The sequence below is a fragment of the Rhizobium pisi genome (assembly GCF_003938655.1).
In the GTDB taxonomy this organism is placed as follows: domain Bacteria; phylum Pseudomonadota; class Alphaproteobacteria; order Rhizobiales; family Rhizobiaceae; genus Rhizobium; species Rhizobium pisi.
Map to the genome: position 1 here is coordinate 150,409 of NZ_RJJT01000002.1, position 13,016 is coordinate 163,424.

Genomic DNA, 13,016 nt, shown 5'->3' on the forward strand with positions numbered 1-13,016 from the left:
TCGCCGGGTTGGCGGCTGCCCGTTCTCTTCCAGCGTCGCCGCGGTGCCCGCAGCGCTCCGGCGCCAGTTCACACATAGCTTGACCGGTCAACGGGGCAGCCGTTGGGGATTAGCAAAGCGTAGACCTGAAGGGCGGAAACCGGGACCGACTGCCCTCCGGCAAGCCGTTCCGCTTAGCAGCCCGCGGTGCCCCTCCCAATGGCATATTGTCCAGCCATTCCTTCCCAGCGAAAGAGGACGCAAATCCCGGCCTTTACGTCGGTTTTCGACGGTGGGCCGAGCAAGGCGTCTGGTCGCTCTCCTTGAGACACTCGTGGAGCTTGGCTTAACCGACAACTGACGACATATGATCGACAGCACGATCATCCGGACCCCCGCCCGGTTCCGTTGGCAGCAGTCGTGACTACGAAGTCGCCCGATACCTTCGACGACATCCTCAGCTCGGCGGCGCGCCAAGCGCATGAAGGATGCCACGGAGTTCGGCGAGACCGCGCATGCGGCCGATGGCCGGGTAGCCCGGGGTCACCGTCTTGTCGAGATCGTCGAGCATGCGATGGCCGTGGTCGGAGCGGAAGACGATCGTGTCTTCAGCGCTGCGGCGGCGGTCTTCGGCAACCAGTTCGCGGAGAACCGCGACCATGTCGGCATCGCCCTCTAGATGTGCGCTTTCGTGGAAGGTTCGGCCGTCGCCCTCGCGGGTCGTGGCACGCAAATGGGCGAAATGGATCCGCGAGGCGAAGCGCCGGGCGATCGCCGGCAGATCGTTGTCGGCGCGCACGCCGAGGCTGCCGGTGCAGTAACACATGCCGTTGGCGGCCGAAGGCACGGCGTCGAAGAGTGCGGCATAATCCTCGCCCGTCGAGGCGATGCGCGGCAATCCGAACAGCGAGCGCGGCGGGTCGTCGGGATGCAGCGTCAGCTTGACGCCGCGCGCTTCGGCAGCCGGCGTCACCGCCTCGAGGAATTCGACCAAGTGCCGGCGCAGCCGTGTGGCATCGATGCCGCTGTAGGCGACCAGCTTCTCCCGGAAGGCCGGAATGGTCAAAGGCTCGGTGGTCGAACCCGGCAGAGCCGAGGTAATAATGCGGGTGATATCGGCAATCTCGTCGTCCGACATGGCTTCATAGACGACGCGCGCCCGTTTGCGGTCTTCATCGGAATAGTGGTGTGCGGCATCCGGCCGCTCCAGAATGAAGAGATCGAAGGCAGCGAAACGCTCGTGATCGAAACGCATGGCGGTGGCGCCGGTCGGCGTCACGAAATCGAGGTCGGTGCGGGTCCAGTCCACAACGGGCATGAAATTATAGCAGACGATCGGAATGCCGCAGGCGGCCACCGCTTCGAGGCTGGCGATCCACGCCTCGATTTCGGCCTTCGCCTCCCCGCCCTTGCGCTTGACGGCATCGGGGATCGGGATGCTTTCGACGACCGACCAGATGAGCGGCGACCGATCGGCAGGCGTCGTCTCGATCAGTGACTGCCGTTCGCGCACTTCCCTTTCCGTCCAGGCCCTGCCGATCGGCACCTGATGCAGCGAAGAGACGATATTGGTCGCGCCGGTCTGGCGAACCTCGTCCAGCGTCACAGGCGCTTCCGGCCCAAACCATCTCCAACCCTGCCGCATTCTTCTTCCTTCCCTTGCCTATTCGTTTCGCGTTGTCTGCCGTCAGCAGAAATAATCGGGATAGCGCGAGCGCAGCTCGTCGACATCTGGAATGACGGCGCTTAGGTGGTGAATCATCGCGGCACGTGCTGCCGTGGCATCGTGGGCGGCGAGCGCGTCGCGGATGACCATGTGTTCATGCACCACCTTGTCCGCGCGCCCGAGCACCGGCAGCGTCAGCCGCCGCGCCCGGTCGATCTGTATCTTCACCGTTTTCAGGATCGCCCAGATGCCGGGATAACCTGATATCTGTGCGATCGCCTCATGGAAGGCCTCGTCCTCCTCATGGAAGCTCGAGGCGTTGCCGCCCGCAGCATACCACTGCTGGCGGGCGATGATGGCGTCGAGGCGAGCGATATCAGCTGCGGTAGCGGTCAGGGCCGCGGTTTCGATAGTCGCGCCTTCAAGCGCCTTGCGCACCACCACCGCCTCGGGGATCGCCGAGACCCGCACGCGCGACACGATGGTACCCGACTGCGGATAGATATCAACCAACCCGCCTTCGGAAAGCCTGAGCAAAGCCTCGCGCACCGGCGTGCGGCTGACCCCGAAATCTTCGGCGATCCGCTTTTCCTGCAACATCATGCCGGGCGGCATCCTGAGAGAGACGATGTCGGCATGCAGGCGCTCGTAGATGGCGCCAGCCGTGGTGACACGGCGCAGCCTTCCGACGGCTTCCTGCGACGCCGGATGGACGAAGACTTCTGTTTCTGATGTCTGTCGCATGGCGATACCGGGCGCTGACGTTATGGCATACTAGTATATCAATAGTTTTCAGCTGCCAAGTCGTGCTGCAGAGGAGTGGCTCTCCAACAGCCTATGACGGCTCCCAGGGGAATGTCTTGGAACTTCGATCAGCCGAGTTGGTTGTATCCTTACCAAGGAGACGGTTATGAAAACCCAAGTGCGACGCAAGACAAACGGAAAGGCGTCAACGACGCACGGCCAAAAGATTCATCCGCGGTGGAGGCGGCTAAGCAAAAATCGACCCTGCGGGCCGCAGTCGGAAACGGCAGGTCGCCGGCATCCATTCGCGAGGAGGAAATCCGGAAAAGGGCATATTTCCTTTGGGAGAAGGAGGGTCGGCCGCAGGGAAGGCATGGACATCACTGGAAGTTGGCCGAACACGAACTCGAGAGCGAAGCCAGCAACCCTCCCAACCTAGAAGCACTGAGAGAGGCTTCGCGCCAATTTGCCGATGCATTTCTCGTCAAGACGGATATGGAGGATGCAGATCAACGCGGAGCCTCCCCCGGCACGCGCGAACAGGATTGAACTGCCGCCTCGAGCCAATCTCAGAAAGGTTCCGACATGGCTGACAAACGAAACTTAAACGCCGGTTTCACAGGAACACCCGCCGAGCAACCGGAAGGTTTGGCCAAGGCCGCGCAGTCCGCAGCCACTGAGGTGAAGCGCGAGATCTACGCAGTCGCCTCTGGCGCCAGAGACCATCCGCACACAGCAGGCGCGCTGATGCTCGGCACCAGTATTCTGGCATTCGGGCTCGGCTATCTCATCGGCCGGTCAGCGCAGGAGCGCTCGCCCCGCACCTATTGGTGATAGCGATCCTCCCAAATCGCCGACGTGACGCCCCTCCCCTGCCGCACATTCGTCGCCAACTCGCTTGACGGCTGGCGCAACCAAAGGGCCTGCTTGCATCGATCAAAGGCGGCCTATATACACCGGCGATAATCTCCACAGTGGTATCGCCGATGTTGAAAATGTTTTCGGCGGCAAGGAAATATATCCCTCGCCGGATCAAATATCTGTTGCGAAAGCCCACGCCGCCGGCCACTGCTGCGCCATTTGCCGGCCCTGTCGTGGTGGTGGGATCCGCGCCGAAATCCCACAAGCCGATTGGCCTAGACGCGACCTATCGCATCATCTCCGTCAACGCCTCGCAGCTTGCTCTTCAATCCTGGGACATCGACGCGCCCGATATCACACTGATGGGCTATAATGAGATCGAAGGCACCAATACGAGTGCGGTCGAAGTGAGACGCGTTCTTGCCGGGAAGCGCACGGGCGCCCTCTATGTCCTCGCCTGGCGGCATGGCCGCGAGCGCCTGGAAGCAGGCCTCAAGGCCATTGGTTATGGCTGCAATGAGGCCCACATCGTCGATCGCTATCAACGGATCGCGTTGCTGCACAAGGTCAGCGGACGCCTGAACCTTGAACTCGACGCCGAGACAAAGTGTTCAAACGGCATCATCGCGGTGCTCTTTGCTCTCTACAATGGCGCGACGGCTGTGATCATATCCGGCATCAATCCCCATTCGGCTGGCCACGTTTACAATGGCGTCAATCTGGCCCGCAAACACGTCCGCATGGATGCTGAAACGCTGGCACGGCTCGTCAGTCTCGGTTATCCCATCTACACGGCCGACCCGCAGGTCTCGGAAGAGATCGGCCTGCCGCTCTGGCAGGGCGATGACCATGTCGATTCAAAAACGAAGATAGCTTCTGAACGCGTTCGGACGTAAATTTCAAACCAGGGCCGCACCTCAAACGTGTTTTCTGACAAACCGGCCTTGCCGTCGCATTTGTCTCGCCACCCGCGTCATTAATTGGAACAAGTTCATCCGGGCATCTGGTTGCCGGAATGCGACACCGGGTAAAAGCCATGGATTGCGCCCTCATTCGCAGCTTGACAGAGGGGGTCTCGATCCTTAGCGAGGCAGCATTGACGCGGTCAGGACCGGCAAAGTGAAATACTTCAATCAACTCATGATAGCAGCGCTCTATCCCGGGAATGGGGCAAGGAATGCACTCGATCGAAATAACGGCATTTCGGTCTTTCTCTTTGCCATACTGCCGGGCCTTTCGCCGAACGGGAATTCCATCATCCTCACCGTGTCGATGGTGTGGGCTATATTCTGTCTGGCGACGCGCCGCTTTCCCCTGAACCTGTCGAAATCCGACCGGCTGGTCGCCATCGGCATGTCGATCTACCCGTTGGTGATGATTGCCGGCATATTCATCAATCCGCAGCCCTTCGAAGGGCTAGGCTGGATTATACGGCTCCTGCCGTTCTTTTCGGTTTGGCTGATATTGCCGCGGATGCGTCAATCTCCCAATGGCCGCCTCGTGCCGCTCTTCATCCTCGGGGCAGGCATCGGCATGATCGCCACCTTCGTTTTGAGCCTCTGGCAGGTGCAATTCGGTTTTGACAGGGCTGAAGCAGGCACGACGAACGCCGCCTTGTTGGGCATCATCGGTGTGCTCTTTGGCGGCATTGCGCTTCTCAACCTTCAGTCTCCCAGAAAGACCGAGCAAAGAATAGCGGTGCTTGGATATGCCGCAGGCCTAGGCTGCGTTCTGCTTTCCGGAACGCGATCGGCCTGGCTGGTCATCCCGGTACATGCCGTCATCTTTCTCTGGTATTTCAGCAGACATCGTTTCCACTTCAGCTTGCGCAGCCTGGCCATCACGGGCTCCTTATTGTTGTTTGGACTTCTTGCTCTGAGCAGCGCCCAGATCCTCAATCGCATTCAAACATTTCAAGAAAATGTGGCCGCGCTCGACCGCAGCGATGGCGATGTTACATCGCTCAGCGCCCGGCTCACCCTGTACAAAGCCGCTTTGTCGGCAATCAATAAGGACCCTTTTACCGGCTACGGTCCACAAAACAGGATGAGTACGGTTCTGGCAGAGGTTCCTGAAGAGATAAGACAGCAGGTCGCTTTCACGCACGTTCACAATGGTTTTCTGACCGCGGGAATCGACGCCGGCGTCTTCGGCATGGCGGCACTTTCGCTTATGCTCCTGACGCCGCTGATTGGCGCGTGGAGAAAGGAACCGGGACCTGGCCGGGATATGGCCATTGCGCTCGCTCTCCTGCTGGCTACCAGCTATGTCATAACGGGCAGTTTTGGTATCATGTTCGGCCAGAAGGCGTTGGACCCGATCTTCGCCTTCATCGTCGCCTTGATCTGCGCGGACCGAGGCGATACGCGCTTCGTCCCCGTCGTACAGAGCTGAGCTCCCAGCAGCCTGAGAGCATCTCCGTTGTTGCTGAGGGCGGAAGTGCCTTCACTCTTTCGCTTTCAAGCATTCCTAGCGCAAACGGCATGCAGACTTTTGCGCGACATGCTTTAGCTGGCGACCGATGTCCCCATAGCCGATGTATAGGTTTCAGCACCGCCGGTAAAAGCCAGATCCGAAACCTCACCCGTTGACGAGTAGCCGGAGACGAGTTCCGCCAACATCGCACGTGCCCCGATCATGTCATTGCGATCCAATACCGCCGTGAGCGAGGTGAGCTTTTTCGAAAGCTCAGGCCAGAGCAGGAAATCCTCGCGCGCCTTCATGATCCGGGGATGTTCGGTCCCCGTTGGATTATCCCCGATTAGAAGTTCCTCATAGAGCTTCTCGCCCGGCCGGAGACCGGTAACGGACAGCTCGATATCCCCTTCGGGGTTGTCCTCGTCGCGGACGGTCAGCCCGGAAAGCTCTACCATCTTGCGGGCGAGATCTGCGATGCGAACAGGTTCGCCCATGTCGAGCAGGAAAACATCTCCGCCCTCGGCCATGGCGCCCGCCTGAATGACGAGCTGCGAGGCCTCCGAAATCGTCATGAAATAGCGGGTAATCTCTGGATGTGTCAGCGTAACGGGACCACCGTCTCTGATCTGCTGCCTGAATAGTGGCACGACGGATCCGGAGGAGCCGAGGACGTTTCCAAAGCGAACCATGGAGAAATTCGTTCGCACGCCGTCGACGACCGGCTCCGCCGCAAGCGCCTGTAGGACCATCTCCGCCAATCTCTTGCTGGCGCCCATCACATTTGTTGGGCGCACGGCCTTGTCCGTGCTGATCAGCACGAAATTCGAGACGCCGCATCTATTCGCCGCCCGTGCCGCGATCAACGTGCCGATGACATTGTTTTTGATACCTTCCACGGCATTGTGCTCGACAAGGGGCACATGCTTATAGGCGGCGGCGTGATAGAGCGTCTGCGGTCGCCAGCTCTGCATGATGTGCTCCATGCGATCCTGATCGCGAACCGAACAGAGAATCGGAACGATCTCCGGACCCGTTTGCTTGTATAGCTCGGCCAGCTTCAGCAATTCAGCATGGATATTGTAAAGCGCAAACTCGTTCTGATCGATGAGGATCAGACTGGAAGGCGCATTGCGCAGGACCTGGCGGCACAATTCACCGCCGATCGAGCCGCCCGCACCGGTGACCATCACCACCTTGTTGCGCATCGCTTTGTCGAGCAACTCCTGGCGCGGCGCAACCGCCTCTCTCCCGAGCAAATCTTCGATCTCCAGTTCACGGATGTCGGAGACTGCGACGCGCCCTTGAGCCAGGGCCGTCAGATCCGGCAGCGTGCGAACATTTACCCTGGCCTTGCGAATACGCTCCAGGATTTCATTGCGGCGCTGCCGAGATGCGGAGGGGAGAGCAAGAAGCACGTTATGCACGCCAAGCGCTTCGGCGAGCACCGGAAGGTCCGACGGGTCGTAGATTGGCAAACCGCCCATGATGCCGCCCTTGAGGCGCGGATCATCGTCCAGGTAACCGACGACATTCAATTCAGCACTGTTCGTCAAGGCGCCTGCGAGCTGCCGCCCGGCGTTGCCTGCTCCGTAGATCAGCATCTTGGCGAGCGTATTCTTATGAAGGATACGCTGGTAGGTATCCCCAAGCCAATAACGGATACCGACCCTCGACAGGCCGATCGCGATCAACAACAGGAAGGGCTGGAGAATGCCGACGGTTCTAGGGACGCCCGGGACGCTGAGTGCCGTAAATATCGTCATGAAAGCGACGCCATAGATCGCAATGGCCTTCAGGACGGCAATGAACGCAGCCAAACCGGCATAACGGAAGATTGCCCGATACATGCCCATCACGATGAAGATGGGAAGCGCCATGCACAAAGAGACGAAGACGGGCAGCCACTGCACCCCGCTCAGCATCGTCCATTCGTTGAGACGGAAGCAATAGGCCAGCCAGATCGTCAGAACGCAAAAGCTGGCATCCACCAGCAAAGCCAGAGCGCGTTTGGCAGCACGCGGCATCGCCAGCAGAGGGCCGACGAGCGCCTGCATCGGCTTTAGAAACCATCCTGAGCGCAGCGTCTCAGTGGGCGTATTTTCAGGCATTGCTTACCAGCGTCTCGTGGACCAATTAGACAACCACGTTCTTGTCATTTTCTGCAATGAGCGCAACTGAAATAATCGGAAAGCGCAGTCTTCCGCACCGATTATCTATCAGAAGTAGGCAAACTAATGCGTTATTCCCTTTCGGCGGATCACCTTGCCGGCGGTCAAAAACAGGATGCGCATGTCGAAGCCGAATGAACGCCGGTTGAGATATTCGACATCGAGTTTCACCTTCTCGGGAATCGGCAATTCGTCACGCCCGTTGATCTGCGCCCACCCCGTCAATCCAGGCAGGAGCCTGTCGACGCCGTGGGCCGTTCGCATCTCTATAAGATCATACTGATTGTAGAGCGCCGGCCGTGGTCCGACAAAACTCATCTTCCCCCCAAGAATGCACCAGAGCTGCGGCAGCTCGTCGAGGCTGGATTTGCGTAAAAACGAGCCGATGGGCGTCAAGAACAGATCAGGATTTTCGAGCAGATGCGTGGCAACAGTCGGCGTGTCGATGCGCATGCTGCGAAATTTCGGCATCAGGAAAATCTGATTGAAACGCCCGACACGTTTTGACCAATAAAGGATCGGTCCCGGCGACGTAAGGCGAACACAAAGGGCGACGATAAGGCTTGGAATAAGCAGTATCAGCGACGCTATCACTGCCAGGAAAATATCCACCGCTCGTTTCAACCCCATACTCCCCAGCTCTGCCATTGTCTTGCCACTCGCGACTACCCTGCCGTATCGTCAAAAAGCGTTTTCGCGTCAACTATACGATCTCATGGAGTTCACAACGCCGATCGACGGAGCATTCCCGAGTGCCGTCGCTACCTTTTGAACCCAAGTCAAAGTGATTGAAGACAATGCATGTTCGAAAGGCAGTGTCCGCCGATGCACAGGAGCTATCCAGCCTCCTGAACGAAATCATCTTGGCGGGCGGAACAACCGCACTCGAAACTCCGCTTTCGGCTGCGGAGTTTGCGGATTGGTTTATTGACGGCGAATTTCCCCTTGTGTGTCATGTCGCGGAGCATGATCGGATGCTTGTCGGATTTCAGTCGCTGAGCTCATACGGCGATCCGCCGAGAGGCTATGCGGATATCGCGACATTTGCCCGCCTGACTCCCAAGTTTCCCGGTGTCGGCCGCGCCCTTTTTCCTGCAACACGAGCAGCGGCTGAAGAACTTGGGCTCGAATTCATCAATGCGACCATTCGTGCCGACAATGTCAGCGGCCTCGCCTACTACGCAAAGATGGGCTTTGAGCCCTATGACAGACTTGTCCAGGTTCCGCTCCTCGATGGAACTCCCGTCGATAGGATCAAGAGGCGCTTCAAAGTCAGTGTCTCGCCCCACACATAACCTTGCCATTGGCGGTACGTGGGGCAAAATCGGTGGCAGCGTTTTCGGTAAGCGAGCATAGAAGTGTGCATAACCCGGCGTTATGCAATTTTTGCATTTATTTGGTGCAATTCATATATCTTGACAATCTAAAGATGAGGCCGCAAGCTTGCGCGATGGCGAGTCTGCCTTAACGTTCTGCCGAAGAATCCGGCGATATCCGGTCGAGCCCCGGCTTAGATGTGTAAAGCGCTCCCCAGCGCCTTCAGCGCCGCCTCCATCACCGCTTCGCTGCGGGTCGGATGCGCGTAGATAGTGCCGGCGATGTCTTCCAGGCGTGCGCCCATCTCGATGGCCAGCGCAAAGGCGGCCGAGAGTTCGGAGACACCGGCCCCGACCGCCTGCAGGCCGAGCACGAGATTGGTGTCGGCGCGGGCCACAACGCGCACGAAGCCCTCATCGGACAGCATCGTCATCGCCCGTCCGTTAGCACTAAAGGGAAATTGGCCGGTGCGGATTTCATAGCCCTGGGCCTGGGCTTCCGCCGGCGAGAGACCGGCGCTGACGATTTCGGGGTCGGTGAAGCAAATGGCGGGAATGCACCGCTTGTCCCAGGCCCGCTTCTTGCCCGCAATGATTTCCGCCACCATCTCCCCTTGCGCCATGGCACGATGGGCAAGCATCGGCTCACCGGTCACGTCGCCGATCGCATAAATGCCGCGCATCGAGGTGCGGCACCGATCGTCGATCCTGAGATAGGGACCGGCGCGATCAAGATCGAGCTCTTCGAGGCCGGAGCCCGCCGTCCTCGGGCGGCGGCCGACGGTGACGAGGATTCGGTCTGCAGGCAGGGTCTGTTGCCGGCCATCTGATGTTTCGATAATCAATGCCTCGCCATTGTCGGCAAGGCCGATCGCCTTCGCACTTGTCAGAACCCTGATACCGCTTTCGGTGAGTTTGCGCATGACGGGACGCACCAGCTCGGCATCATAGAGCGGCAACACCTGCGGCGTCGCCTCGACGACCGTCACCTCCGAGCCCATCTTGGAAAAAGCCGTTCCGAGCTCCAATCCGATGTAACCGCCGCCGACCACGACGAGCTTTTTCGGCAGCTCCGTCAGTGACAGCGCCTCCGTCGAGGAAATGACGCGGCCGCCAAAGGGCAGGTTGGCAAGCTCGACGGGATCGGAGCCGGTCGCGATCACCACGGTCTCGGCGCGGATGATCTGCTGGCCGGTTTCGGTCTCCACTTCCACCGTCTTGCCGTCGCGGAAGTGGGCGCGGCCGTGAACGATCTTGACCCGTGCCTTCTGCAGCAGTCCCGAGACGCCGCCTGTGAGCCGTCCAACGATGCCGTCCTTCCAGGCGATCGTCCTTGCGAGATCGATCGAAGCCCCTTGGACGCGAATGCCCATTGGGTTCTTGCCGGCGAGCATTTTTTGCGTGGCGTCGAATTCCTCGGCGGCATGGATCAGCGCCTTGGAGGGAATGCAGCCGACCGTCAGGCAGGTGCCGCCCGGCTTGCCGGCCTCGACAATGACGGTATCGATGCCGAGCTGGCCGGCGCGGATGGCGCAGACATAGCCGCCCGGACCGGCGCCGATGACGAGGAGCTTGCAGACAATCTCTTTCATGGATCAGCCTTCGATGAAAATGAGTGCCGGCGTTTCGAGCAGCGTGCGGATGCGCTGCACGAAGGTTGCCGCATCCCAGCCGTCGATGATGCGATGGTCGAAGCTGGAGGAGAGGTTCATTATCTTGCGTGGCACGAACTGCGCGCCGTCCCAGACCGGCCGCGTGGCGATCTTGTTAACGCCAATGATCGCCACTTCAGGGTGATTGATGACAGGTGTCGAGGCGATGCCGCCGAGAGCGCCCAGCGAGCTGATGGTGATCGTGGAGCCGGAAAGCTCGTCGCGCGTCGCAGTCCCCGAGCGCGCCGCTTCCGCCAGCCGGCTCATCTCCGCCGCGCAATCCCAGATGCCGCGCGCTTCCGCGTGTCGCACGACAGGCACGGTTAGGCCGGCCGGCGTCTGCGTGGCGATGCCGATGTGCACAGCGCTATGGCGAGTGATGATGCCGGCGTCGTCGTCGAAGGTGGCGTTGACCTCCGGCTGCTCGGATATCGCCTTGACCAGCGCCCGCATCAAAAAGGGCAGAACGGTCAGCTTCGGGTGACCCGCCCGGCGGTCGCCGTTCATGGTGGCGCGCAGCTCCTCGAGCGCCGTCATATCGACTTCCTCCACATAGGTGATGTGGGGGATGCGCGAAGTAGACAGGACCATCTTCTCGGCGATGCGCCGGCGCAGGCCTGTCAGCTTGATCTCCTCGGTCGCGGTCTTCCTGGCAAAGCCGTTCTTCACCGCTGCAGGGGCGGTCCCGCTCCCCTGGGCGAGGAACTGCTCGACATCCTCGCGCAGGATCCGCCCGGCCGGTCCGCTCCCCTGCAATTGCCTGAGATCGACGCCGCTTTCCCTGGCGAAGAGCCGGACGGAGGGAGCGGCAAGCGGCTTTTCCGCCGGCGCGGCCGCCGGCGCCGGCGCCACGGGCGCCGGCGCTGCCGGGGCAGGCTTCGCAATCTCCGTTTTGGCCGTTTCGGCAATCGGCGTCTGCGAGATCTGCACTGGCGGAGCCTCGCCGACATCTCCCGCCGTCTCGATCCGCACCAGCGGCGCCTTGACCGCGATGCGATCTCCGACCTCGCCGGCAAGCCAGATGACGGTGCCGTTGACGGGAGAGGGAATTTCCACCGTTGCCTTGTCGGTCATGACGGCGGCGATCACCATGTCCTCGCGGACCGGATCTCCGGTCTTCACGTGCCATTCCACAAGCTCGGCCTCGGCAACCCCTTCCCCGACATCTGGCATCTTGATGATGAATTCGCCCACGGCTTAGGCCTCCATGACTTCGGCAAGCGCCCGCCCGACCCGGCCGGGACCGGGGAAATAGTCCCACTCCTGCGCATGCGGATAGGGCGTATCCCAGCCGGCAACGCGCACGACCGGCGCCTCGAGATGATAGAAGCAATGTTCCTGCACCAGCGCCACAACCTCGGCGCCGAAGCCTGAGGTCAGCGTCGCCTCATGCACGACGACGCAACGTCCTGTTTTCGAGACCGACTGGACGATCGTATCGAGATCGAGCGGCAAAAGGCTTCTGAGATCTATCACCTCGGCATCGATGCCGGCATCCTCGGCCGCGGCAAGCGCCACATGCACCATCGTGCCATAGGCGACCACCGTCACCGCCGAGCCGGCGCGCCGCACCTCGGCCTTGCCGATCGGGATCGTGTAATGGCCATCAGGCACCTCACCGAGATCATGCTTCGACCAGGGCGTCACCGGCCGCTCGTGATGGCCGTCGAATGGGCCGTTGTAGAGCCGTTTCGGCTCCAGGAACATGACGGGATCCGGGTCCTCGATCGCCGCGATCAGCAGGCCCTTGGCGTCATAGGGATTGGACGGCACGATGACCTTCAGCCCGCAGACATGGGTAAAGAGCGCTTCCGGGCTCTGGCTATGTGTCTGGCCGCCGAAGATGCCGCCGCCTGTGGGCATCCGCACGACGATCGGGCAGGTGAAATCGCCGTTGGAACGGTAGCGGATGCGCGCCGCCTCCTGCGTCAGCTGGTCATAAGCCGGGTACATGTAGTCAGCGAACTGGATTTCGACGCAGGGCTTCAGCCCGTAGGCCGCCATGCCGATCGCCGTGCCGACGATGCCGGATTCGCTGATCGGCGTATCGAAGCAGCGCGTCCTGCCGTATTTCGCCTGCAGGCCCTGCGTGCTGCGGAAGACGCCGCCGAAATAGCCGACATCCTCGCCGAAGACCACGACATTGTCGTCCCTTGCCATCGAGACGTCCATGGCGCTGCGCACGGCCTCGATCATTGTCATTCTGGTCATG

General features: G+C 60.5%; 12 protein-coding genes. 5 read left to right on the forward strand and 7 right to left on the reverse strand.

Features of this window, described 5'->3' with window-relative positions; translation table 11 throughout:
• Positions 1 to 436: 436 nt before the first annotated feature.
• Complete coding sequence (gene uxuA / locus EFD55_RS03350; RefSeq protein ID WP_125842975.1) at positions 437 to 1,624, reverse strand: mannonate dehydratase; 1,188 nt, start codon at positions 1,622 to 1,624, stop codon at positions 437 to 439.
• A gap of 42 nt (positions 1,625 to 1,666) precedes the next feature.
• Complete coding sequence (locus EFD55_RS03355; RefSeq protein WP_125842977.1) at positions 1,667 to 2,389, reverse strand: GntR family transcriptional regulator; 723 nt, start codon at positions 2,387 to 2,389, stop codon at positions 1,667 to 1,669.
• Between the two features lie 111 nt (positions 2,390 to 2,500).
• Between EFD55_RS03355 and EFD55_RS03360 the strand changes: the two genes are divergently transcribed.
• The 4 genes from EFD55_RS03360 (at position 2,501) to EFD55_RS03375 (ending at position 5,644) form a co-directional block, all read left to right on the forward strand.
• On the forward strand, positions 2,501 to 2,938 hold the full coding sequence (locus EFD55_RS03360) for a DUF2934 domain-containing protein (protein ID WP_125842979.1): 438 nt from the start codon (positions 2,501 to 2,503) through the stop codon (positions 2,936 to 2,938).
• A 36-nt stretch (positions 2,939 to 2,974) separates the two neighbouring features.
• Positions 2,975 to 3,223 (forward strand): hypothetical protein, encoded by a 249-nt coding sequence (locus tag EFD55_RS03365; RefSeq protein ID WP_125842982.1) that lies wholly within the window; start codon positions 2,975 to 2,977, stop codon positions 3,221 to 3,223.
• Between the two features lie 152 nt (positions 3,224 to 3,375).
• Positions 3,376 to 4,146, forward strand: coding sequence for a membrane-anchored protein (locus EFD55_RS03370; RefSeq protein ID WP_165504787.1), 771 nt, complete (start codon positions 3,376 to 3,378; stop codon positions 4,144 to 4,146).
• A gap of 223 nt (positions 4,147 to 4,369) precedes the next feature.
• The gene (locus EFD55_RS03375; protein ID WP_125842986.1) at positions 4,370 to 5,644 is read left to right on the forward strand and encodes an O-antigen ligase family protein; all 1,275 of its coding nucleotides are present in this window, start codon (positions 4,370 to 4,372) and stop codon (positions 5,642 to 5,644) included.
• 113 nt (positions 5,645 to 5,757) lie between these two features.
• Here EFD55_RS03375 and EFD55_RS03380 read toward each other — a convergent pair whose 3' ends face one another.
• Complete coding sequence (locus EFD55_RS03380; RefSeq protein WP_125842988.1) at positions 5,758 to 7,776, reverse strand: polysaccharide biosynthesis protein; 2,019 nt, start codon at positions 7,774 to 7,776, stop codon at positions 5,758 to 5,760.
• 123 nt (positions 7,777 to 7,899) lie between these two features.
• Positions 7,900 to 8,466, reverse strand: a complete 567-nt coding sequence (locus EFD55_RS03385; protein WP_125843408.1) for a sugar transferase — start codon at positions 8,464 to 8,466, stop codon at positions 7,900 to 7,902.
• Between the two features lie 167 nt (positions 8,467 to 8,633).
• Here EFD55_RS03385 and EFD55_RS03390 point away from each other — a divergent pair, with 167 nt between their 5' ends.
• Complete coding sequence (locus EFD55_RS03390) at positions 8,634 to 9,131, forward strand: GNAT family N-acetyltransferase (protein ID WP_125842990.1); 498 nt, start codon at positions 8,634 to 8,636, stop codon at positions 9,129 to 9,131.
• Between the two features lie 215 nt (positions 9,132 to 9,346).
• Here EFD55_RS03390 and lpdA read toward each other — a convergent pair whose 3' ends face one another.
• The 3 genes from lpdA to EFD55_RS03405 are packed head-to-tail and all read right to left on the reverse strand — an operon-like array spanning position 9,347 to position 13,015.
• Entirely contained in the window at positions 9,347 to 10,744 is a 1,398-nt protein-coding gene (lpdA, locus tag EFD55_RS03395) for a dihydrolipoyl dehydrogenase (protein WP_125842992.1), read from the reverse strand.
• 3 nt (positions 10,745 to 10,747) lie between these two features.
• Positions 10,748 to 11,998 (reverse strand): dihydrolipoamide acetyltransferase family protein, encoded by a 1,251-nt coding sequence (locus EFD55_RS03400; RefSeq protein WP_125842994.1) that lies wholly within the window; start codon positions 11,996 to 11,998, stop codon positions 10,748 to 10,750.
• 3 nt (positions 11,999 to 12,001) lie between these two features.
• A complete protein-coding gene (locus tag EFD55_RS03405; RefSeq protein ID WP_125842996.1) occupies positions 12,002 to 13,015 on the reverse strand; it encodes an alpha-ketoacid dehydrogenase subunit beta in 1,014 nt (337 codons plus the stop codon).
• Position 13,016 lies beyond the last annotated feature (1 nt).

Excerpts from the sequence above, each read along its gene's own strand:
- EFD55_RS03405 (WP_125842996.1), bottom strand. The coding sequence starts at position 13,015 with ATGACCAGAATGACAATGATCGAGGCCGTGCGCAGCGCCATGGACGTC.
- EFD55_RS03390 (WP_125842990.1), top strand. The coding sequence starts at position 8,634 with ATGCATGTTCGAAAGGCAGTGTCCGCCGATGCACAGGAGCTATCCAGC.
- lpdA (WP_125842992.1), bottom strand. The coding sequence starts at position 10,744 with ATGAAAGAGATTGTCTGCAAGCTCCTCGTCATCGGCGCCGGTCCGGGC.
- EFD55_RS03360 (WP_125842979.1), top strand. The coding sequence starts at position 2,501 with ATGTCTTGGAACTTCGATCAGCCGAGTTGGTTGTATCCTTACCAAGGA.
- EFD55_RS03370 (WP_165504787.1), top strand. The coding sequence starts at position 3,376 with ATGTTGAAAATGTTTTCGGCGGCAAGGAAATATATCCCTCGCCGGATC.
- EFD55_RS03385 (WP_125843408.1), bottom strand. The coding sequence starts at position 8,466 with ATGGGGTTGAAACGAGCGGTGGATATTTTCCTGGCAGTGATAGCGTCG.
- EFD55_RS03380 (WP_125842988.1), bottom strand. The coding sequence starts at position 7,776 with ATGCCTGAAAATACGCCCACTGAGACGCTGCGCTCAGGATGGTTTCTA.
- EFD55_RS03355 (WP_125842977.1), bottom strand. The coding sequence starts at position 2,389 with ATGCGACAGACATCAGAAACAGAAGTCTTCGTCCATCCGGCGTCGCAG.
- uxuA (WP_125842975.1), bottom strand. The coding sequence starts at position 1,624 with ATGCGGCAGGGTTGGAGATGGTTTGGGCCGGAAGCGCCTGTGACGCTG.
- EFD55_RS03365 (WP_125842982.1), top strand. The coding sequence starts at position 2,975 with ATGGCTGACAAACGAAACTTAAACGCCGGTTTCACAGGAACACCCGCC.